Origin of the sequence: Lentzea sp. NPDC006480 (genome assembly GCF_040611995.1) — a bacterium.
GTDB lineage: Bacteria > Actinomycetota > Actinomycetes > Mycobacteriales > Pseudonocardiaceae > Lentzea.
On the sequence record NZ_JBEXPJ010000026.1, the window covers coordinates 15,892 to 37,248 of the forward strand.

The 21,357-nt window shown below is 68.8% G+C and carries 22 protein-coding genes; 11 read left to right on the forward strand and 11 right to left on the reverse strand.

What is annotated here, in order from left to right; genetic code table 11:
• The first annotated feature begins 25 nt into the window (after positions 1 to 25).
• The 4 genes from ABZX92_RS13370 to ABZX92_RS13385 are packed head-to-tail and all read left to right on the forward strand — an operon-like array spanning position 26 to position 2,724.
• Positions 26 to 916 (forward strand): TIGR01777 family oxidoreductase, encoded by an 891-nt coding sequence (locus ABZX92_RS13370; RefSeq protein WP_355557767.1) that lies wholly within the window; start codon positions 26 to 28, stop codon positions 914 to 916.
• Complete coding sequence (locus ABZX92_RS13375) at positions 913 to 1,491, forward strand: phosphatase PAP2 family protein (RefSeq protein ID WP_355557770.1); 579 nt, start codon at positions 913 to 915, stop codon at positions 1,489 to 1,491. Before ABZX92_RS13370 ends, ABZX92_RS13375 begins: the two co-directional genes overlap by 4 nt.
• Positions 1,448 to 2,176: a lipoyl(octanoyl) transferase LipB gene (lipB, locus tag ABZX92_RS13380; RefSeq protein ID WP_355557773.1), complete on the forward strand. Its 729-nt coding sequence runs from the start codon at positions 1,448 to 1,450 to the stop codon at positions 2,174 to 2,176. Before ABZX92_RS13375 ends, lipB begins: the two co-directional genes overlap by 44 nt.
• A 38-nt stretch (positions 2,177 to 2,214) precedes the next feature.
• Positions 2,215 to 2,724, forward strand: a complete 510-nt coding sequence (locus ABZX92_RS13385) for a hypothetical protein (protein WP_355557776.1) — start codon at positions 2,215 to 2,217, stop codon at positions 2,722 to 2,724.
• 108 nt (positions 2,725 to 2,832) lie between these two features.
• On the opposite strand, the gene ABZX92_RS13390 is transcribed toward ABZX92_RS13385, so the two are convergent.
• Entirely contained in the window at positions 2,833 to 3,765 is a 933-nt protein-coding gene (locus tag ABZX92_RS13390; RefSeq protein ID WP_355557778.1) for an LLM class F420-dependent oxidoreductase, read from the reverse strand.
• Between the two features lie 81 nt (positions 3,766 to 3,846).
• Between ABZX92_RS13390 and ABZX92_RS13395 the strand changes: the two genes are divergently transcribed.
• A complete protein-coding gene (locus ABZX92_RS13395) occupies positions 3,847 to 4,929 on the forward strand; it encodes an epoxide hydrolase family protein (protein WP_355557780.1) in 1,083 nt (360 codons plus the stop codon).
• Here the strand turns inward: ABZX92_RS13395 and ABZX92_RS13400 are convergent.
• Complete coding sequence (locus tag ABZX92_RS13400) at positions 4,924 to 5,916, reverse strand: CaiB/BaiF CoA-transferase family protein (RefSeq protein WP_355557921.1); 993 nt, start codon at positions 5,914 to 5,916, stop codon at positions 4,924 to 4,926. The genes ABZX92_RS13395 and ABZX92_RS13400 overlap by 6 nt on opposite strands.
• Complete coding sequence (locus ABZX92_RS13405) at positions 5,913 to 6,203, reverse strand: antibiotic biosynthesis monooxygenase family protein (protein ID WP_355557783.1); 291 nt, start codon at positions 6,201 to 6,203, stop codon at positions 5,913 to 5,915. Before ABZX92_RS13405 ends, ABZX92_RS13400 begins: the two co-directional genes overlap by 4 nt.
• A 93-nt stretch (positions 6,204 to 6,296) precedes the next feature.
• Here ABZX92_RS13405 and ABZX92_RS13410 point away from each other — a divergent pair, with 93 nt between their 5' ends.
• Entirely contained in the window at positions 6,297 to 7,073 is a 777-nt protein-coding gene (locus ABZX92_RS13410) for a cyclase family protein (protein ID WP_355557786.1), read from the forward strand.
• Between the two features lie 153 nt (positions 7,074 to 7,226).
• Here the strand turns inward: ABZX92_RS13410 and ABZX92_RS13415 are convergent, their stop codons facing one another.
• From ABZX92_RS13415 to ABZX92_RS13450, 8 genes are all read right to left on the reverse strand, one after another.
• Positions 7,227 to 8,129 carry an acyltransferase domain-containing protein gene (locus ABZX92_RS13415; RefSeq protein ID WP_355557924.1) on the reverse strand — a complete coding sequence of 301 codons (903 nt, stop codon included), beginning with the start codon at positions 8,127 to 8,129 and terminating at the stop codon, positions 7,227 to 7,229.
• An 82-nt stretch (positions 8,130 to 8,211) separates the two neighbouring features.
• Complete coding sequence (locus ABZX92_RS13420) at positions 8,212 to 9,426, reverse strand: ketosynthase chain-length factor (protein ID WP_355557788.1); 1,215 nt, start codon at positions 9,424 to 9,426, stop codon at positions 8,212 to 8,214.
• Complete coding sequence (locus ABZX92_RS13425) at positions 9,423 to 10,691, reverse strand: beta-ketoacyl-[acyl-carrier-protein] synthase family protein (protein ID WP_045309298.1); 1,269 nt, start codon at positions 10,689 to 10,691, stop codon at positions 9,423 to 9,425. The genes ABZX92_RS13420 and ABZX92_RS13425 overlap by 4 nt, the downstream gene beginning before the upstream one ends.
• A complete protein-coding gene (locus ABZX92_RS13430; RefSeq protein ID WP_355557790.1) occupies positions 10,688 to 11,398 on the reverse strand; it encodes a hypothetical protein in 711 nt (236 codons plus the stop codon). The genes ABZX92_RS13425 and ABZX92_RS13430 overlap by 4 nt, the downstream gene beginning before the upstream one ends.
• Positions 11,399 to 11,584 (reverse strand): hypothetical protein, encoded by a 186-nt coding sequence (locus ABZX92_RS13435; protein WP_045309297.1) that lies wholly within the window; start codon positions 11,582 to 11,584, stop codon positions 11,399 to 11,401.
• Between the two features lie 9 nt (positions 11,585 to 11,593).
• Entirely contained in the window at positions 11,594 to 12,529 is a 936-nt protein-coding gene (locus ABZX92_RS13440; protein WP_355557793.1) for an aromatase/cyclase, read from the reverse strand.
• Positions 12,530 to 12,557: 28 nt separating this feature from the next.
• Positions 12,558 to 12,809 carry an acyl carrier protein gene (locus tag ABZX92_RS13445; RefSeq protein ID WP_355557796.1) on the reverse strand — a complete coding sequence of 84 codons (252 nt, stop codon included), beginning with the start codon at positions 12,807 to 12,809 and terminating at the stop codon, positions 12,558 to 12,560.
• 160 nt (positions 12,810 to 12,969) lie between these two features.
• A complete protein-coding gene (locus ABZX92_RS13450; RefSeq protein ID WP_355557799.1) occupies positions 12,970 to 13,779 on the reverse strand; it encodes an AfsR/SARP family transcriptional regulator in 810 nt (269 codons plus the stop codon).
• A 212-nt stretch (positions 13,780 to 13,991) separates the two neighbouring features.
• On the opposite strand from ABZX92_RS13450, the gene ABZX92_RS13455 reads away from it, so the two are divergent.
• From ABZX92_RS13455 to ABZX92_RS13475, 5 genes are all read left to right on the forward strand, one after another.
• Positions 13,992 to 14,177 carry a hypothetical protein gene (locus ABZX92_RS13455; protein WP_355557802.1) on the forward strand — a complete coding sequence of 62 codons (186 nt, stop codon included), beginning with the start codon at positions 13,992 to 13,994 and terminating at the stop codon, positions 14,175 to 14,177.
• Positions 14,174 to 16,435 (forward strand): TOMM precursor leader peptide-binding protein, encoded by a 2,262-nt coding sequence (locus tag ABZX92_RS13460; protein WP_355557804.1) that lies wholly within the window; start codon positions 14,174 to 14,176, stop codon positions 16,433 to 16,435. Before ABZX92_RS13455 ends, ABZX92_RS13460 begins: the two co-directional genes overlap by 4 nt.
• A gap of 17 nt (positions 16,436 to 16,452) precedes the next feature.
• Positions 16,453 to 17,100 (forward strand): hypothetical protein, encoded by a 648-nt coding sequence (locus tag ABZX92_RS13465; RefSeq protein WP_355557807.1) that lies wholly within the window; start codon positions 16,453 to 16,455, stop codon positions 17,098 to 17,100.
• 99 nt (positions 17,101 to 17,199) lie between these two features.
• Positions 17,200 to 19,455, forward strand: a complete 2,256-nt coding sequence (locus ABZX92_RS13470; protein ID WP_355557810.1) for a histidine kinase — start codon at positions 17,200 to 17,202, stop codon at positions 19,453 to 19,455.
• Positions 19,456 to 19,506: 51 nt separating this feature from the next.
• Positions 19,507 to 21,354, forward strand: a complete 1,848-nt coding sequence (locus ABZX92_RS13475; protein ID WP_355557813.1) for a histidine kinase — start codon at positions 19,507 to 19,509, stop codon at positions 21,352 to 21,354.
• Positions 21,355 to 21,357 lie beyond the last annotated feature (3 nt).

Sequence of the window (21,357 nt, forward strand, 5' to 3'; positions counted from 1 at the left end):
TGCTTGAGTGGGGAACGATCTACCTATGCGGGTTGTGATCGCGGGATCGTCGGGACTGATCGGGACGAGCCTGGTGGCGTCGATGCGCGCCGCCGGTCACGAAGTGCTGCGGCTGGTGCGCCGCAAAGCCGCCGCTCCGGACGAACGCGGCTGGGACCCGTACGCCGGGCGCATCGACGACGGGACGTTCGACGGGGTCGACGCCGTCATCAACCTCTGCGGGGCGGGCATCGGCGACAAGCGCTGGGACGACGCGCGCAAGCAGGTCCTGCACGACAGCCGCGTCGTGCCGGCCGAGGTGCTGTCGGCCGCGGTCGTCGAGCACGGCGTGCCCGCGCTGGTGAGCTCGTCGGGCGCCCACTTCTACGGCGACACCGGCTCGCGGCTCGCGGACGAGGACGCTCCCGGCGGGCACTCGTTCATGTCGCGGCTGACCCAGGAGTGGGAAGCGGCGACGTCCGTGGCACAGAAAGCGGGCGTACGTGTCGTGTTGATGCGCACCGCTGTCGTCATCTCGCCGTCCGGGGGTGTGTTCGGCCGGTTGAAGCCGGTGTTCCAGTTCTTCCTGGGCGGCAAGCTCGGGACCGGCGAGCAGTTCTTCCCGTGGGTGTCGCTGGACGACGTCGTCTCCGCGTACCGGTTCGTCGTCGAGCACGACGATATTAATGGGCCCGTGAACGTGGCCGGGCCGACGCCGGTGACGAACGCCGAGTTCACGAAGGCGGTCGGCACCGCGTTGCACCGGCCGACGCCGTGGGTGGTGCCGGCGTTCGCGCTGAAGACGTTGCTCGGCGGCGAGATGGCCGAGGAGCTGTTGCTGAGTGGACCGGGGCTGACGCCGAAGGTGCTGGAGCAGAAGGGCTTCCACTTCCTGCATCCCGCACTGCCGGCGGCGTTGAACGCGGCGGTCGCATGACCCGTGCCGTCGCAGCCGTGCTGGTGATCTCGTGGATCCTGCTGGGGATGCCCGAAGTCACTGGGCTCGACGTCTGGGTGAACGAGGTGCTGCCCCGCCCGGAGTGGCTGCGGGCGGCCGCGTTCGCGATCGGCCTCGTGCTGGGACCGACGGTCGGGTGGGGGTTCGCGGTCGTGCTGGTCGTGCTGGCGTGGCGACGGCGTGACCCGCGGCTGTGGAAAGCGCTGGCACTGCACTCGATCTGCTGCGCGACACTGCTGACCCGGTGGCTGTTCGACCGGGCGCGGCCGCTGGAGTACCACCTGCCGAGCTACCCGAGCGGGCACACGGTCGCGGTCGCCTCGGTGGCGTTCACCATGGTCGTGCTGACGAAGCGCGGTGTGTGGTGGGGCGTGCTCGCGGTGCTGGTCGCGGGCTTCGCTCGGGTCGTGCTGCAGATGCACTGGCTCACCGACGTCATCGGCGCGGCCCTGGGTGTGACGGGCGTGGGACTCGTGGCAGCACTCGCGCTGGGGTTGGTAACGTCGGGTCGTGAACTCGTGCCGCACCTCGACAGACCCCGTCGTCGTCCGTGAGCTGGGCCTCATCGACTACATGGCGGCGTGGGAGCTCCAGAAGGAGATCGCGGAACAGCGCGCCGACGGCAGCACGCCGGACACGATGCTCCTGCTCCAGCACCCGCCCGTCTACACGTGCGGCCGTCGCACCCTGGACGAGGAACGCCCGGTCGGTGGCAGCACCCCGGTCATCGACGTCGACCGCGGCGGCAAGATCACCTGGCACGGCCCCGGCCAGCTCGTCGGCTACCCGATCGTCAAGCTGACCGACCCGATCGACGTCGTCGAGTACGTGCGGCGCGTTGAGCAGGGCCTGATCGACGTGTGCGACCGTCTCGGCGTGCACACCGGCCGGGTCGAGGGCCGCAGCGGCGTGTGGATCCCCGCCGACGACCGCGGTCCCGAGCGCAAGGTCGCCGCGATCGGCATCCGGGTGCAGCGCGGCGTGACCATGCACGGCTTCGAGATCAACTGCAACGCGAGCCTCGAGGCGTTCGGCGACATCATCCCGTGCGGCATCAAGGACGCGGGCGTCGCGTCGCTGTCGCACGAGCTGGGCCGGGACGTGACCGTGGCCGAGGTGCTGCCGCTGGCTCGTGACTCTGTGCTCGCGGCCCTCGACGGAACGCTCCCCCTGTCGGACCGCACGTTGACCCGCACTGGCCCCGTCGCGCCGGGAATCACCTTCGCTAGCATTCCGTAGCCCCGCGCGGGTTGCGGGCTTTCGGAGGAGGATGCGTCGTGAGGCTTTCCCGACGCCAGTTGTTCACGGCTGCCGGCATCACGGCGCTCGCGACGACAGGAATCACCGCGAACAGTGCCGCGCCTGTATTTGCTGCAGGGGCGGCACCTGTTCGCACGTGGAGTGGCGAGATCCAGGTCGCTGACTGGGAGAAGTACTACCTCGGCCTCGACGGCGGAGCGCACCAGAAGGCTCTCCGCGCGTTGAACCTCACGCACGGCAACGGCGTGCACGCCGACGACCAGTACGCGATGGTGCCGGTCGCGTCCGTGCGCCGGGCGGCGCTGGAGTTCGGCGACCACGCGGCCGCCGACGTGCTGCGCGAGCGCTTCGGCCTCGACTCGCCGTCGATGCTCGGACGCGGCCTCAAGCTGGTGCTCGGCGAGGACGGCCTGGAGCGCCGCTACCTCGACGACCCCGGACTGCAGCTGCGATATATCGGATATCGGCGGCCATACGCGCGGTATGCGATGCCCATGCCGGACGAGGTGCGCCGCGCGCTCGCCTGATATCCAATACCCGATATCCGATATATCAGCGGCGCCGCGATGTGAGATCCAGTACGCGATATATGGGATATCAGCGACGTCTTGAGCTGATATCCCATATACGGGATATCAGCCGAGCTGTGGGATCACGTCCGCGGCGATCTCGGTGATGTGGTCGAGGTCGGCCAGGTCCAGCACCTGCAGGTACACGCGCTGGATACCGGTCGCCTCGCGCCACGTGCCGATGCACTCGACGATCTCGGCCGGGGTGCCGCAGAGGCCGTTCTGCTTCAGCTCGGACACCTCACGGCCGATCGCGGCGGCGCGGCGGGCGACGTCGGCGTCGGTGCGGCCGACACAGGCGACGAGAGCCACCGAGCGGATGATCTCGCCCGGATCGCGGTCGATCTCGGCACACGCGGCGTCGACGCGCGCGTACTGCTCGACGGCGGCGTCGATGCCGACGAACGGCAGGTTGAACTCGGTGGCGAAGGACGCGGCCAACGCGGGCGTCCGCTTGGCACCCTTGCCGCCGATCAGCACCGGGATGCGCTCCTGCGCGGGCTTCGGCAGCGCCGGCGAGTCCGTCAGCGTGTAGTGCTTGCCCTCGAACGAGAAGGTGCCACCGAGAGGCGTCTCCCAGAGGCCGGTGATGACGGCGAGCTGCTCCTCGTAGCGCTCGAAGCGGACGCCGAGCGGCGGGAACTCGATGCCGTACGCGGTGTGCTCGGCCTCGTACCAGCCGGCGCCGATGCCGAACTCCACCCGGCCGCCGGACATCTGGTCGACCTGGGCGACGCTGATGGCGAGCGGGCCGGGGTAGCGGAACGTCGCGGCCGTCATGAGCGTGCCCAGGCGGATCGTCGACGTGTCGCGGGCCAGGCCGGCGAACGTGATCCACGGGTCGGTCGGGCCGGGCAGGCCGTCGGCCGAACCCATCTTGAGGTAGTGGTCGGAGCGGAAGAAGGCGCCGTACCCGGCGTCCTCGGCCGTCCTGGCCACCCGGAGCAGGTCGTCGTAGCTCGCCCCCTGCTGGGGCTCGGTGAAGATGCGCAGTTCCACGAACAAGAACTTAGTCCCGCGAACGAAATGGGACGCGAACTGGGACCGGAACTGTCCTACTTCGCGAATACCGTCCCGGACATGACGATCACCCCGTTCCAGCTCCACGTCCCGCAGTCCGACCTCGACGACCTGCACGCCCGGCTCGACCGGACGCGCTGGCCGGAGCAGCTCCCCGGCGACGGCTGGAGCCGCGGCGTCCCGGTCGGCTACCTGCAGGAGCTCGCACGCCACTGGCGAAACGGCTTCGACTGGCGGGCACAGGAGCAGCGGCTCAACGAGTTTCCCCAGTACACGACGGAGATCGACGGGCTGCGCGTGCACTTCCTGCACGTGCGGTCGAAGAACCCGGACGCCCTCCCCCTGGTCCTCACGCACGGCTGGCCCAACTCGATCGTCGAGTTCACCGGCACCATCGGGCTGCTGACCGAGCACTTCCACGTGGTGGTGCCGTCCGTGCCCGGCTTCGGTTTCTCCGACGCGCCAACGGAAACCGGGTTCAGCACCGCGAAGACAGGACGCATGTGGGCCGAGCTGATGCACCGGCTCGGCTATGAACGTTATGGCGCGCAAGGCGGAGACCTCGGCGCGTACATCTCACAGGAGGTCGCGAAGGCCGATCCGCAAGGGGTGGTCGGCGTGCACATCGACGGCGGGCTCGGTTTTCCGGACGAGACCACGGAACTGACCGACGACGAACGAGCCGTGTTCGCGCAGATCGAGCAGTGGTCCAAGTACGCCGTCGACCACCACTCGCTGCTGCGCGTCGCACCGCAGTCGTTCTCCTACGGCTGGACCGACTCACCCGCCGGGCTGCTGGGCTGGCTGATGCAGAAGTTCCAGGAGTTCACGCCCACCGCCGCACTGCCGGAGCTGGCGATCGACCGCGACCAGCTGCTCACCAACGCGAGCATCTACTGGTTCACCGCCACCGCCGCGAGCTCGTCGTGGTTCATGTACGACAACACGAGGTTCGCCTGGCCCACCGGACAGCAGCACGCGCCGACCGGTGTGTACCACGGGGCGCCGGGGATTCGCCGGCTCGCGGAGCAGGCGAACGACATCGTCCGGTGGGGCGAGGGGAACCCCGGCGGCCACTTCGTCGCGATGGAGGAACCTCGGGCGCACGCCGAGGACATCATCGAGTTCTTCAGCAAGCTATAGAAAGCGCGGTGCCGGGGCGGCGGCACCATCCGCGGTGAACACTCCACGTGCCACCAGATGCGGATGCGAGGCCGCCTCCTCCAAGGTCAGCACCGGGGTCACGCAGGCGTCGGACGAGGCGAACACGGAAGCCCACTCGTCGCGCGTCCGGGTCAGGAACGCCTCGGCCAACGTCTTGCGCAGCAACGGCCATCCGTCACGGTCCATCTGCGACGGAAGATCGTCGGCAGGCAACCCCAAGCCGGACAACAACAACGCGTAGAACTGCGGTTCCAGCGAACCCACTGCGACCGAACGGCCGTCCGCGCACTCGTAGATCGAGTAGAACGGGCACCCGCCGTCCAGCAGGTTCGAGTCGGGCGCGTCCTCCCACACCGACTGCGACTTCATCGACCAGATCATCTGCGCCAGCGACGCCACACCGTCGACGATCGCCGCGTCCACGACCTGACCACGGCCGGTGCGCTGCCGTTCCCACAACGCCGCCAGCACGCCCAGCACCAGATAAAGCGACCCGCCACCGAAGTCACCGACGAGGTTCAACGGCGGCTTGCCGACGGCGTGCAGCACTCCGGTCAGCGACAGGTAGTTGATGTCGTGCCCGGCCCGGTCCGCCAGCGGCCCGGTCTGCCCCCACCCGGTCATCCGCGCGTAGACCAGCCCCGGATTCACCGCCAGGCAGTCGGAAGGCCCCAGTCCCAGTCGTTCCAGGACGCCGGGACGGAAACCCTCGATCACCACGTCCGCCGAGGAGATCAGCGACAGCACCGAGGCACGGCCGTCGGGAGACTTCAGGTCCGCGGCCACCGAACGCCTGCCGCGCAACAGGAAGTCGCGGGAGGCGTCCGGCACCACGGACAAGCCACCGGACGGACGCTCGACGCGCACGACCTCCGCGCCGAGGTCCGCGAGCAGCATCGCCCCGTGCGGACCAGGCCCGATGCCGCCGAACTCGACGACCCGAAGACCCTCCAGAGGAGCCATCAGGCTTCGAACGACAGCCGCGGCGTGAAGAGCGCGCCGACGGACTCGGCCAGACCGCGCATCGCCTTGGCGTGGTTGCCGAAGTCCGGGTGCGCCAGGGCGGCGCGCAGGTCGTCGGCGCTCTCCCACAACGCGATGTTGATGTACGAGGCCGGGTCGTCCAGCTGGCGCGACAGCGTGTACTTGATCAGGCCCGGCTGCTCGCGCAGGAACGCCGCCGTCTCGTCGAAGGCCTTCTCGAACTCCTCGGCGTCACCGGTGAGCGTGAAGCGGTTGACGAACGTGATCATGAGAGGGCTCCCTGAATCGGACTTCCGCGACAGGAAGACCATGCACACCGCGTCTTGAGACGTGCTCAAGGAACGCCCGCCAAGCTCAACGGCATGCGCATCATCGATCTGTCTTCCCACATTGACGCATCCGCGTACGAAGCGGACCCGGTGACGCACGAGGTGCTCACGGCCGCCCAGGGTGCCGACCACATGGCCGAGACGCTGAAGGCGAGGCTCGGCATCGAGTTCGACGTGTCCGTGCTGCGGGACTCGGAGTTCCTGACGCTGGACCGGATCAGCCTCACCTCCCACACCGGCACGCACGTCGACGCGCCGTCGCACTACGGCTCGAAGACCACGTACGGCAACGGAATCCCGCGCCACATCGACGAGATGCCGCTGGAGTGGTTCCACAACCCCGGCGTGAAGCTCGACGTCCGCGGCCACGGCACCGGCGCCATCGGGCCCGAGGTGCTGGAGAAGGAGTTCGCCCGCATCGGGTACACCCCGAAGCCGATGGACATCGTCATCCTCGACACCGGCGCCGCCGAGCACGCGGGCACCCAGACCTACTTCACCGACTACACCGGGCTCGACGGTCCCGCCACGAACATGTTGCTGGACCTGGGAGTCAAGGTGATCGCCACGGACGCGTTCAGCCTCGACGCGCCGTTCCCGGACATCGTCAAGCGCTACCTGGCGACCAAGGACGAGAGCGTGCTGTGGCCCGCGCACTTCGCCGGCCGCGACCGCGAGTACTGCCAGATCGAACGCCTCAGCAACCTGGAGGCGTTGCCGGACTTCGGTTTCACCGTCGTCGCGTTCCCGGTGAAGATCAAGGGTGCCGGGGCGGGCTGGACGCGTGCGGTCGCCCTGCTCGACGACTAGCTCTCAAGTGAGAGCTGAATCACCATCCCTACCGTAAAAGGTATGGAGAACAACGAAATGTCACCACCCGAGAACGAAGACCACATCGTCCGCGGCACCGACTAGATGCCGGCCAAAGAGCCGCCCTCCGGGAGAGGGCGGCTCTTTTACGTGTCACACCAGGCGAGCGCGTGCAGCCTCGATCGAATCCGACGCGTCCAGCAACGGCAGCACCTGTGAAGCACCCGACCGCACGGCCTTCGTGCGACGCGCGAACGACGTCAAAGTCTGGCCAGGACCTGCCTCCACCAGCAGCACGTCGTACGTCGCGACGAGCTCGTTCAACGCCGGTCCGAAGTAGACGGCGTCGGTCAGCTGCCGGGTCCAGAACCGCGCGGACAACGCGTCCTGCGCGGTCATCAGCTGGCCCGTGTACCCCGAGTACACCGGCATCGACGGCGCGGCAGGCGAAGCACTCCAAGTGGCCAGCGCCTCGTCCACGGCAGGCTGCATCGCCGGGCTGTGGAACGGTGTGGTGGCCGGCACGGTGACGACGATGTACTCGTCCGCCTCCAACCGGGCCCGCACTGAAGCCAGCGGCGCGTCCGATCCGGCCAGCATCGTCTGCCGAGCCGAGTTCACCGCCGCGATCGCCACGTCGCCTTCCAGGTACGGCAGCAGATCCGCCTCGGAAGCCGCCACCGCGAGCATGCCGCCGGACGGAATCGGCACCGCCGACACCACCCGGTCCCGCACCAGCGAAACAGCCTCCGCCAACGAGAACACGCCCGCCAGCGTGGCCGCGACAACCTCACCCGCGGAGTGCCCGATCAACGCGACAGGCTTGACACCCCAAGACAGAACCGTGCGTCCCAGGGCGTAGTCGACCGCGAACAGCAACGGCTGTGCGCGCGACACGTGGTCGATGTCGTTGCCCGCCAACCAGTCCTCGCGGGCAAGAGAACCCACGTCACCGAACAGCTCGAACACCTCGTCGATCACCGAGGTGAACACGGGCTCCACGCCGTACAGGGACGCCGCCATCCGCGGATACTGCGATCCCTGGCCCGGAAACATCAGTGCTACGTCCACAAAAGCCTCCAGAAACGGCTCAGGGGCCGCGAAAGAACTCGCGACCCCTGAGCAACGAAAGACAACATCACCTGTACTCGCGGACCACCATGGCGGAGTTGAACCCGCCCTTGCCGCGCCCGAGCACCAGCGCGGCCTTGATCTTGCCGTGCCGCGCCTCGTTCAGTACGAGGTCGAGCTCGTACTCCGGCACGACGTTCTCGACGTTGACGGTGGGCGGGATCGCCGACCAGTAGATCGAGAGGATCGCCGAGGCGACGTCCAAGGAGCCACCACCGGCGAACAGCCGCCCGGTCATGGTCTTCGGCGCCGTCACCGGCACGCCGTACGGCCCGAAGATGCCCTTGATCGCCTCGGCCTCGGCCTTGTCGAGCTCGGGAATCCCCGCCGCGTCGGCGAAGACGACGTCGATCTCCGAGGCGTCCATGCCGGCGTCGCGCAACGCCAGCTCGGCCGCCCGCTTCAGACCCGGTTCCCGGGACGGCATCTTCGAGTCGAACGTCGCGGCGTACCCGACGATCTCGCCGTAGATGCGGGTGCCGGGACGCTCGGCCGCCGACTCCGGTGTCTCCAGCACCATGATCGCGCCACCCTCGCCCGCGACGTAACCAGCGGCGTCGCGGTCGAACGGCAGGTAGGCGCGCTTCGGGTTGTTGTTGCGGGACAAGCAACCCGATGCCTGGTGGGCAACCCACGCCCACGGGCACAGAGAGGAGTCCATCCCGCCCGTGAGAGCCAGCTGCACGCCCTTGCGCAGCTGACGCCGTGCGTGCCCGATGGAGTCGATGCCACCGGCCTGCTCGGAGACCACCACGGCGCCAGGACCGCGTGTGCCGTGGCGGATGGAGATCTGGCCCGTGTTGACCGCGTAGAACCACGCGAACGACTGGTACGCCGAGACGTACTCTGGGCCCTGGTGCCACAGCTTCTGCAGCTCGCGCTGACCGAACTCGTACCCGCCCGCCGTCGCCGCGGTGATCACCGCGATGTCGGTGTCCGGGATGTCGTTCGGCTGCACACCCGCGCCGCGCAACGCCCAGTCCGTGCCCACCAGCGTCAACCGCGTCATGTGGTCCGTCTGCGGCAGCAGCCGGCCCTGCAGGTGCCGGCCTGCCTCGAAGCCCGGCACCTCACCGGCGATCTTCGCCCAGTAGTTCGCACTGTCGAACCGGGTGATCGGCTTGATCGCCGCCTCACCGTGCAGGGTCGCCCGCCAGTACGCGGTCGGCCCCAGCCCGTTCGGCGACGCGATGCCGATTCCCGTCACCACCGCCCGAGTCACCGGCCTGCCCCTTCCACCTTCTTGAGCACCATGGCGCTCTGGAATCCACCGAAACCGCTGCCCACCGTCAGGAGCGTGTCGACCTTCTTCTCGCGCGCCACGAGCGGCGTGTAGTCGAGGTCGCACTCCGGGTCCTGCTCGTGCAGGTTCGCCGTCGGCGGGATGAGGTCCTGCTCGAACGCCAGCAGCGAGCCGACGATCTCCAGGGATCCGATCGCACCGAGCGAGTGCCCGATCATGGACTTGAAGCCCGAGACCGGCGTCTTGTACGCGTGAGCGCCCAGCGAACGCTTGAACGCCGCCGTCTCGTGCAGGTCGTTCTGCTTGGTGCCCGAACCGTGTGCGTTGATGTAACCGACGTCCGTCGCGTCCGCCCGCGCCTGCTTGAGCGCGATGTTGATGGCGTCGGACATCTCGATGCCCTCGGGGTGCAGGCCCGTCATGTGGTAGGCGTTGCACCGCGAGGCGAAGCCGGCGACCTCACCGTAGATGTGGGCGCCGCGAGCCCGGGCGTGCTCCAGCTCTTCGAGCACGATGATCGCGGAACCCTCACCCAGCACCAGTCCGTCGCGCGTCTTGTCGAACGGGCGGCAGGCGGTGGTGGGGTCGTCGTTGCGGGTGCTGGACGCACGGATGACGTCGAAGCACACCACGGTGATCGGGGAGAGCGGGGCCTCGGTGCCGCCGGTGACGACGACGTCCGCGGAGCCCTCCATGATCAGCTCGGCGGCGTATCCCACCGAGTCCAGGCCGGAGGTGCAGCCCGTGGAGACCACGGACACCGGGCCTTCCGCGCCGACCGTCCACGCCAGCTCCGTCGCCATCGAGGACGGCGTGAAGTAGTCGTAGAGGTGCGGGACCGCGTAGGAGGCGTCGACCTCCCAGTACTTGCCCCGGTCGGAGCCGACGATGAACTCGCGCTCCAGCGAGGTCGTGCAGCCGACCGCGGTGCCGAGCGAGACACCGATGCGGCCGGGGTCGAGCTGGTCGAACTCGATGCCCGAGTCGGCCATCGCTTCACGGCCCGCGACGACCGCGAACTGCGCGGCCCGGTCGAGCCTGCGGATCTCTTGCGGCGTAAGGCCTTCGCGCACGGGGTCGAAGTCTGCTTCACCCGCCATGCGGGAGCGGTACGGAGACGCGTCGAAGTGCGTGATGATGCGAGTCGCCGTACGCCCTTCGGACAGCAGTTGCCAATACGCCTTCGTTCCGATGCCACCAGGTGCGACCACGCCCACCCCGGTGATGACGGCGCGACGACTCATCGGACACCTCCAATCGCCTTGTGTGCGGACACGGTCTGCTCCAATCTCGGACAGGGCACGGGAGCGATACCTGTTTCTGCCGAATGAACCGATGGTGAATCGGCCCGATCGAGGCCACCTCGAACGACGGCGTAGGACCCCTGTACGAGCCCAGCCCCCGCATCCGCCGCGAACAGTCGTTTCGCCTGCGAACCGCCGTCGTCGTGACAACCAAATCCAAGGGGCACACCGGTTTCCGCGACGTTCTCGACGATCTCGCCGATCTGGTCCGGCCACAGCTTGCCCGCTGTGTCGTGCAGCAACACGGTTTCCGCCCCAGCCTCCGCGGCAGTCAGCACGACCTCCAAAGCGTGTTCGGGGTCGATCAGCCAGCCGTCGAAGAAGTCCCGCGCCTCGACGATCACTCGCCGTTCGGCGCGCACGAGTTGACGCACGGCCTCCCGCACTACCGAGAAGCCGTGCCCTTGCACAACCATTGCCACCGCGGGGGTTTCCGCGGCGAGCAGTGCGGCGAGATCCTCCGCACCACCGGAAGCGATGAGGGTGGCGGCCCGCAACCGGAGCTCCAGCGCGGCCCGGTGGTAGAACCGGGCCGACCTTCCTCCGTCGACGAACGCGACTCCGAGCGCGTCGAGGCGCCGCGCCGCGACCAGTCTGTCCGTGGTGGACAGTCCGGCGCGACGCAGCGAGATGTCGTAGAGCTTCATCTAGAACCCCGACAGCAGTACGCGGGAGGCCTCGATCTCATAAGCGCAGTGCCCCACCTCGGAGGGACAACCCTTGCGCTGATGTTCGACCGCTGCCTTCTCCAGGTACATGGACACCACGTAGAGCCCGTTGCGGCTTGCGGCACGCGCCGCGGCGGTGAGCAGTTCCGCGCCACCCAACCCCATCGCGCCACCTCACCCGTTCTCGGCGAATTCCTTGGCGTGCCGGAGAGTCGTGAGGCTGTTGGTGCCCAGCGCGTGGCGGATCAGCTCGCGAGCGCGCTCGAGCGTGCCGTCGGGCCCCAGCACCTCGGTGATGACGTCCGGCCGGATGACGACCGTGTGGTGGGAGGTCGCCTCGATGCCGGCCTCGATGCCGTCACCGATGTCGCGGAACGTCCAGCGTCCGACGTGGGCCGCCATGATCGGCGGTGTCGCCGTCTGCTTGTAGACGATGCTGTCGTACGGGAAGCAGACCCGCACCGAGTGCGTGGTGTGGATCGACCCGTCCGGGCTGCGCGTGTCCATCTCCATGGACTGCACGCCGGTGACAGCTTCCTTGAGGTCCAGCCGGGCGACGTGCGGCAGCCGCTGCGGCCACAGGTCGGACCGGTACAGGAACTCGAAAACGTCCTTGCGGCCCGCGTGGATCGTGATGCTGTCCGAGAACGACAGCACCAGCTTGTCGTAGTCGTCGCCGTACTCGGCCGCCCGCTTCAGGGCGGCCAGCTCGGCATCGCTGTTGTTGTTGACCGCGTTCAGGATCAGGTCCACCGCTTCCGGCTGCGCCGCCGTGAAGTGGTGCAGCAGATCGACCCGGGTCGCCGAGTCGGCGATCGGGACGATCCGCCACTCCCCGCCCATCGTCTTGACGGGCGCGGCCGAACGTTCCTGCTGGAACTTGATGTGCAGGTTCGCCGGATCGAGCTCGCGACGGGACGTCCACGTGCGCACGTCACCGTTGGCGAACGCGTGCAACCGCAACCGTTCGGTGTTGCCGTCCCGTTCGAACACCTCGGCGTGCACCGTGGGTCCGAAGGTGTACGGCCAGGTCGTGACGTCCGCGACCAGGTCGTAGACCACCTTGGCGGGAGCACCGATCATGACCGTGTGCGTGGTGGTGTGCGTCATGTCCGTCTCCGTTTCGTCTCGCCGGCGGTCAGGCCGCGATCTGTCCGTTGACCTTGTCCAGCAACTGACGCGGCGTCTCGATGTACGCCATCTCGTCGTCGGCGACGGCGACTCCGTACTTGCGCTTGATCAGCGCGACCGTCTCCAGCAGGGCGAGGGAGTCGAAGCCCAGCTCGAGGAACGGGATGTCGAGAATGTCCTGGCCCGGCTTGAACGAGTCGTCGTCGCCCGCGGCCTCGTTGAGGATCTCCTTGAGGCCCTCGATGGTCAGTGCGCTCACGGCTGCTTTTCCTTTCCTCCAGCGGGCGGTTTCCGCACGCCCATCAGTGATGTTTGCAGCGTGCGGTGGTGGACGACTGGAGACGCCCTCGAAGAAACCGTTGTGACACAAAGAAAAACGGCCCCCGCCACAGTGTGGCGGGGGCCGCTGGAGCCGTGCTCTAGGCAAGCAGGCGTTGCAGCTGACGGGTTTCCGCGCTGTCGAGCCGCGGATCCGATGTGAGAATCGCGTGCTGCAACGACTGCAGGCGGGACGACGGCTCGACGCCGAGCTCGTCGATCAGGGTGTTGCGCAACCCCTTGAAGGCGTCCAGCGCCTGCCACTGCCGGCCCGCGCGGAACAGCGAGATCATGTACTGCGCGCACAGGTTCTCGTTCATCGGGTTCTGCACCGTCAGCACCGAGAGCTCGCTGAGCAACGCCTTGTGCTTGCCCATCCGCAGCTCCGCGTCGATGCGGGCTTCGAGCGCGCCGAGCCGTGACTCCTCCAGGCGCACGACCTCGATGCCCAGCGGCATTCCCGGCCGCACGTCGACGACGGCGGGACCGCGCCACATCTCCAGCGCCTGTCGCAGCAGCCGGGCGGCGGACGGGTAGTCCTCGACCTCGTGGGCCTGCTGGCCGATCCGGGCGAGACGCTCGAACTCGTGCACGTCGACGGCCTCCGGCGGCACGTCGAGCAGGTACCCGCCGTAGCGGGTGACCAGCAGTTCTTTCGCGCCGCCCTCGCCGGACGCGGCCAGCGCGTCGCCGATCAGCTTGCGCAGCTGCAGGATGTAGGTCTGCAACGTGGTGCGCGCGCTGCGCGGCGGGCGGTCGCCCCACAGCTCCTCGATCAGCGTCGGCACGGACACCACCGATCCGGAGTGCAGCGCGAGCAGCGCCAGGATCTGCCGCGGCTTGGCAGCCGTGGGCGTCACCGAGCGACCGTTCACCTTGGCCTCGACCGGCCCCAGGACCTTGATCTGCATCGCGACCCCTCCTCCTTCTCCAAGCACCTGATTAGTCTGCTCGGCCCAACGAGGTCGCGTTAGTGCACCGGTCCTCGATCTCGGATGAGTTCGCCCTGTGCCCCGGTATGAAAACTTCATACCGATGCGCATTAGGCCGTAACTACCCAGCCATTACGCCAGGTCCGCAGAATTGACCCACACCAATTGACACGCGAATAACGGAGATGCACATGTACCCCACCGTCACCGTGGAGCACCTGGCTTCCGTCCCCACCGCCGCCGACGAGTCCGACGACATGAAGATCTACGAATTCGACCGTGACGCCTCGATGGACTGGACCTGGATCAGCGGCTGCGTCACGAACACCATGCCCGGCCGGCCCTACGTCGCCCACGACGAGGTACTCGCGGCATGAGACGCGAAAGGGCCGAACCGAGCGGGCAACGCATCGGGTTCAAACGACACCTCCGGCCGCAGATAGTGCAGGGTGAAGCCGTTTACCTCTTCGGGGAGTCCGGGGTCACGGCCATCGCGGGCACCCACGTCGAGACGTTGGCGCCGTTGCTCGACGGCACCCGCGATCTGGCGGCGCTGCTGCGCGACGTCCCCGCCGACCTGACCGCCGACAAGGTGGGCCGCATGCTCGCGCGGCTCTCGGCGGCGGGCTTGATCGGGTCACGGGGCCGGGAGGACGGTTCGGCCTGCACCGAGGCCTCGCTCGCGTACTGGGACGCGGCGGGTCTCGACCCCGCGGACGCGGCGGCGGCGACAACGACGTCGCTGGTCTCCGTGGTCGCGATCGGCGACATCGATCGCGGGGTGCTCGTGGAAGCCTTGCGCCGCAACGGACTGACGGTCACCTCGGGGAGTGGTGACCTCACGGTCGTGGCGTGTGCGGACTACCTGGCACCAGAGCTCCGCGAGATCGACGCCGCACACCGCTCGGCAGGCAGGCCGTGGTTGCTGGTCAAGCCCGTCGGTGCGCAGGTGTGCGTCGGTCCCTTCTTCACCCCCGGCGACGGCCCGTGCTGGCGTTGCCTGGCCACCCGCCTGTCCGCGAACAGGTCCGCGGAGGCTCACGTGCGGGCGCGCTGCGGGCAACGCGGCCCGGCTCCGCGCCCGGCCATCGGGCTGCCGTCGTTGCAGGCGACGGCGCTGGAGATCGCGGCGGTCGAGGCGACCAAGTGGCTGGCCGGCATCCGGCACGACGCCCAGCGGTCGATCTGGAACTACGACAGCCTCACGATGAACGTCACCCAGCACGAGGTGTGGCGCCGCCCGCAGTGCACGGACTGCGGTGACCAGGAGGCCGTCGCACGCAGGGCGTTCGAGCCGGTCGAGCTCGTGAGCCGGGTGAAGCGCTCCTGCGACGGCGGCGGCCACCGGTCGTCGTCACCGCAGGAGGTGCTCGACACCTACCGGCACCTCGTCAGCCCGGTCACCGGAATCGTCCGGGACATCCGCCGCCACGAGAACGGGCCCGACTTCTTCAACTCCTTCTGGTCCGGCTCGAACATCGCCGCCGAGGGAGACGGGCTCGAAGGCCTGCGCTCGACGTTGCGCGCCGACACCGGGGGCAAGGGCGTGACGCCGCTCGACGCCGAGGTCGGGGCGCTGTGCGAAGCCGTGGAACGGCGCAGCGGCGCGTTCGCGGGAGACGAGGCCCTTGTGAGGGCCAGCTACCGGGCGCTGGGCGAGGCGGCGATCCACCCCGATGCCGTCCAGCACTTCCACCCGCTCCAGTTCTCCGGCCGCGACGCCTGGAACGCGGGCCATTCCTCCTTCCAGCACGTCGCCGCACCGTTCGACGAGGACGAGGTGATGGACTGGACGCCGCTGTGGTCGCTGACCGAACGACGGCACAAGCTCCTGCCCACCGGCATGCTCTACTTCGGCGCCCCCTGTCCGCCGAGCGTGACCGCCAACTCCAACGGCTGCGCCGCGGGCAGCAGCCTGGAAGACGCGGTGCTGCAAGGGCTTCTGGAACTGATCGAACGCGACGCGGTCGCCATCTGGTGGTACAACGTCACGCCGGTGCCCGGCATGGACCTGGACTCGTTCCACGACCCGTGGATCGACGAGCTGCGCGCCGTGCACGCGGGCCTCGGCCGCGAGGTGTGGCTGCTCGACGTCACCGCGGACCTGGGCGTGCCGGTGATGGTGGCGCTGTCGCGCCGCACGGACGGACCGCGCGAGGACATCATGCTCGGGTGCGGCGCGCACCTGGACCCGCGGCTGGCCGCCCGCCGCGCGCTCACCGAGCTGAACCAGTGCATGCCGCTGGTCTGCGAACCCGTCGACCTGGGCAGGTTCGACACCGACATGCGGACGTGGTTCGAACACACCCGCCTCGCCGACCACCCGTGGCTCGCCCCGGACCCCGCGGAACCGGCGCGGGACGTGTTCCACCACGGGTACACGCACCGGCAGGACCTGCTCGACGACATCCGCGCCATCCAGGACACCCTGGAGGCCGAGGGGATGGAACTGCTCGTCCTCGACCAGACCAGGCCTGACATCGGTCTCCCGGTCGTCCGGGTCGTCGTACCGGGACTGCGGCACTTCTGGTCGAGGTTCGCTCAAGGGCGCCTCTACGACGTTCCCGTACAACTGGGACGACTGGCTCGACCCCGCCGCTACGACGAGCTCAACCCGACCCCCCTGTTCATGTGACCCGAGCGGAGGCGCCCGTGGTGCCCACGACCCAGTCCCACGTTCCCGCGGGCCGTCCGCTGTGGTCGCTGATCGAGGACGCCTTCGTCGTCGAAGGGGCCGAGCACCTCACCGTGCACGGACGCTGGGGCGCGATCGAGATCGCCGACACCAGCCCGCTGGTGCGCGAGGCACTGCACCGGATGACGCTCGGTCCCGTCGCCCTGGAGAACATCTCCGTGCTGCACGAGAACTTCGTGCGGTGGAAGAACGGCAGCGGGCCGTGCCTGATCTGGCGCAAGCTCAAGCACACGCTCGACCAGCTCGGCGGCTGCCTCGTGCCGTCACTCGGCCTCAACGACGGCGCGGGCCCCATCCTGTCCGTGATGGCGGTGACCGGTGACGCCGTGTTCACCCTGCCGCACATCCTCGACGACGAGAAGATCACGATGCGGCCGGGCACGGAGATCGAGCGGCTCAACGGCGACCAGGCGCTGGCGTGTCCCGGTTCGCAGTACCAGGTGATCCTGCACAGCGCGCCCGCGACCGAGATCGCGAAGTCGTTGCTGGCGGGCGAGACCACGATCGCGCAGGTGGCGGAGTCACTGCAGATCGAGCAGTCGCTGGTCGCCGACGTGGTCGCCTATCTCGCAGGCGCTCAGCTCGTGGTTCCGGCGAGGTGCTGAGCCGCCGCCATGTTGCTCCGATCAGGAAGCTCAAAACGCGAGAGATCTCAGGAAGCGCCCGTATCATGGCCGCGTCCCGACCCTCGTGTGGGAGCTGCCGTGTCGTCACGACTGGAACGCTCGTCCGTGTCCCGTCGACTGGCGTACCTCGTGATCAGCGTGGTGTTCGCGAACTTCCTCGCCAACGCCTTCAGCTACGTCCTCTACGCCGGCGCTACCCCGGTGCGGATCGCGAGCTCGCTCGCGTGCCTGCTCGCGATCGGCTACCTGCAGCTGCGCGTGTTCTCCCGGCCGGGCACGAACCTGCGGTCCACCAAGGCGTACCTGTCGCTCGGCGCGATGGCGTTGCTGGTGTTCGTGCCGGTGCCGTTCTTCCCCAACGCGTGGTCCGGCATGCCCGGTTTCCTCGCCGGCAGCGCGCTGCTGGTGCTGCCGGGCAGGGTGCGGTGGCTCGCGTTCGGCGTAGTGGCGCTCGCCAACGCCGCGACCAAGGCGGAGTACCGGTCCGAGGTCTCCCTGCTGATCTACTACGTCCTGACGTCGGTGGTCGCGGGTCTGGTCGTGTACGGCCTGTCCCGGCTGCCGTCGCTGGTGAAGCAGCTGGAGACGGTCCGCTCGGAGCTCGCCGAGCTGGCCGTGTCGCAGGAACGGCTGCGGTTCGCCCGCGACCTGCACGACCTCCTCGGCTTCAGCCTGTCCGCGATCACGCTGAAGGTGGAGCTGGCCAGGAAGCTGATCGGCGAGCGCACGGACCGGGCGCTGGCCGAGCTCGCGGACATCCTCGGCATCGCCCGCGAGGCCCTGACGGACGTTCGTGCGGTCGCGTCCAGCTATCGCGAGCTGTCGCTGACCGACGAGATCGAGTCGGCGCGGTCCGTGCTGACCGCTGCAGGCGTCACGACCACGATCGAAGCGGACCACCAGGAACTCTCACCGCGCTCCCGCACCGTGCTCGCGACCGTGCTGCGCGAGGGTGTCACCAACCTGTTGCGGCACAGCGAGGCCAGCCGCTGCTCGATCAGGATCACCGGTGTGAGCGGTGCCGTGTCGATCGACATCGTCAACGACGGGGCGCCGGTCGGAGCCGAGGCGGACCGCGGCAGCGGCCTCACGAACCTCGCCACCCGCACCACGGCCATCGGCGGTTCGCTGCTCGCCCAGACCTCCGCGGACGGCACCTACCGGCTGCACGCCGAAGTGCCCGCGGAGCCGGCTCCCGAGCAGCAGGCGAGCGACCCGAGACCAGCCAGCCCGCCGATGGCGACGCGCTTCGCCCAGGTGCTGCTCTGGGCGGTGGTGGCCGGCTACAGCCTGTCCGCGGTCGCGCTGGCCGTGTTCGTCTACAACCTGATCGGGCCGCTCGGGCTCGCGGTCGCCGTGGCGGGCATCGCGGGCTCGGCCGGGCTCGTGCTCGGCGTGGTGAGCCGCCCGCACGTGGACATGAACATGCCGCGTCGTTGTGCGCTGCTCGCCGCATTGGCCGTGTGCGTCTACGTCCCGCAGTTGGTGGCCGGTAACGCGTACATCGTCCTGCCCGGATTCCTCGCCGGGTCGGCGGCGTTGCTGCTTCCCCGCGTCTCCGGCTGGGCCGTGTTCGCCGTGGTGGTGATCGGTCAGGGCTTCATCTACGACGCACTCGCCTACAACGCCGTGGACATCACCTACGGCGTGATGTCCACGATCAACCACGGTCTGGTGCTGTACGCGTTGACTCGGCTGCGGTCGATGGTGAACGAACTGCACGAGGCCCGTGAGGAACTGGCCACGGCCGCGGTGACGCAGGAACGGCTGCGGTTCGCCCGCGACCTGCACGACCTGCTCGGCTACAGCCTCTCCGCGATCACGCTCAAGAGCGAGCTCACGCACCGGCTCGTCACCATCGACCCCGGCCGGGCCCGGCAGGAGCTCACCGAGGTGCTGGAGATCTCCCGGCAGGCGCTGGCCGACGTGCGGTCGGTGGCCCTGAGCTACCGCGAGCTGTCGTTCGACGAGGAAACCCAGTCGGCGCAGGCGTTGCTGTCCGCGGCCGACATCGAGGTCGTCGTGCGGATCGACCGGTGCGACCAGCTGCCCAAGGACGTGAAGATCACGCTCGCGACCGTCCTGCGCGAGGGCGTGACGAACCTGTTGCGGCACAGCAAAGCCGAACGCTGCGAGATCCTGCTGTCCAGCTCACCGTCGCTGGTCACGATGGACATCGTCAACGACGGGATTCCCGCGACCGAGCGGAAATCCCGCGACGGCAGCGGAATCGGCAACCTCACCACCCGCGTCCGCGCCCTCGGCGGCGACCTGCACGCGGGCCTCACGCCCGAGCACACCTACCGGCTGCGCGCCGAGATCCCCCTGAGCTGACGCCTGTTCAACAGCGCCGGAGAACACGGGGAGCGCCCGTACCATCGCCGCGTGACGTCGCGACCGGAACGCTCGTCGGTGTCTCGGCGGCTGGCGTACGTCGTGATAAGCGTGGTGTTCGCCAACTACCTCGGCAACGCCTTCATCTACGTGCTGGCGGGCGGGGCGACCCCGGCCCGGATCGCCGGGTCGCTGGCCTGCCTTACCGCGATCGGGTACCTGCAGCTCGGGGTGTTCTCGAGGCCCGGCGCCGACCTGCGCTCGACCAGGGCCCGCGTGGCTCTGGGCGCACTGGCGCTGCTGGCGTTCGTGCCCGTGCCGTTCTTCCCTCACGCGTGGGCGGGCATGCCCGGCTTCCTGGCGGGCAGCGCGTTGCTGGTGCTCCGGGGCCGGGCGAGGTGGGTCGTGCTCGGCGTGGTGGCCGTCGCCAACTCCCTGACCAAGGTCCCGTACGTCTCCGACGGCTTCATGCTGTCCTACTACGTGGTGTCGTGTGTGCTCGTGGGCCTGGTCGTCTACGGGTTGTCGCGGCTGCCGTCGTTGGTGGAGCAGCTGGAGACGGCCAGGTCCGAGCTCGCCGAGCTGGCCGTGTCTCGGGAACGGCTGCGGTTCGCCCACGAGCTGCACGATCTCCTCGGTGTCAGCCTGGCCGCGATCACGCTCAAGGTGGAGCTGGCCCGGCAGGAGCCGGCCCAGAAGGAGTTGGTGGAGTGCCTCGGCATCGCCCGCGAGGCCCTGGCGAACGTGCGCGCGGTCGCGTCGAGCTACCGCGAGCCGCCCCCGGCCGACGAGCGCGCCGCGGGTCCCGCGATGGAGACTCGGTTCGCACAAGTGCTGCTCACGGCGGTGGTGGTCTGCTACGTCGCGATGGCGACGTTCCAGATCGGGTACGAGTACCCACGTGTCGGCGCGGCCGGAGTCGGTGTCGCCCTGGCCGCGGTGGTCGGCACGACGGCGCTGGTACTGAGCCTGCCGGTCGGCCCGCACCCGCCGCTGGTACGCGGCGGGATCCTCGCCGCCATGGCCGTCTGCGTGTACGGACCGCAGCTGCTGTACGGCGATCCGGTCCTCGCCGAGCCCGGTTTCCTCGCCGGGGCGGCGGCACTGCTCGTGCCCCGGGCCGGAGGCTGGATCGGCTTCTGCGCCGTCGTGGCCGGGCAGGGCTTGCTCTACGGAGTGCACGGCTACGGTCCGGTGGACATCGCGTACGGGTTCATGGCGACGATGAACCACGGCCTGGTGCTGTACGCGTTGACCCGGCTGCGATCGATGGTGAACGAGCTGCACGAGGCCCGTGCGGAACTGGCGACGGCGGCGGTCACGCAGGAACGGCTGCGGTTCGCCCGCGACCTGCACGACCTGCTCGGCTACAGCCTCTCCGCGATCACGCTCAAGGTGGAGCTGGCCCGCCGGCAGGTCGTGGTGGACCCCGGCCGGGCACGGCAGGAGCTCGCGGAGGTGCTGGAGATCTCCCGCCAGGCACTGGCGGACGTCAGATCGGTGGCGCTGAGCTACCGGGAGCTCTCGTTCAACGAGGAGACCCGGTCCGCGCACGCCCTGCTGACCGCGGCCGACATCGAGGTGGTCGTGCACATCGACCAGTGCGATCAACTGCCCGAGGACGTGAAGATCACCCTCGCCACCGTCCTGCGTGAAGGCGTCACGAACCTGTTGCGGCACAGCAAAGCCGAACGCTGCGAGATCGTCCTGTCCAACTCACCTGGACTGGTCACGATGGACATCACCAACGACGGGATCCCGGCGACAGAGCGGAAATCCCGCGACGGCAGCGGAATCGGCAACCTCACCACCCGCGTCCGCGCCCTCGGCGGCGACCTCCACGCGGGTCTGACGCCCGAGCACACCTACCGGCTGCGCGCCGAGATCCCGCTGACCTGACGC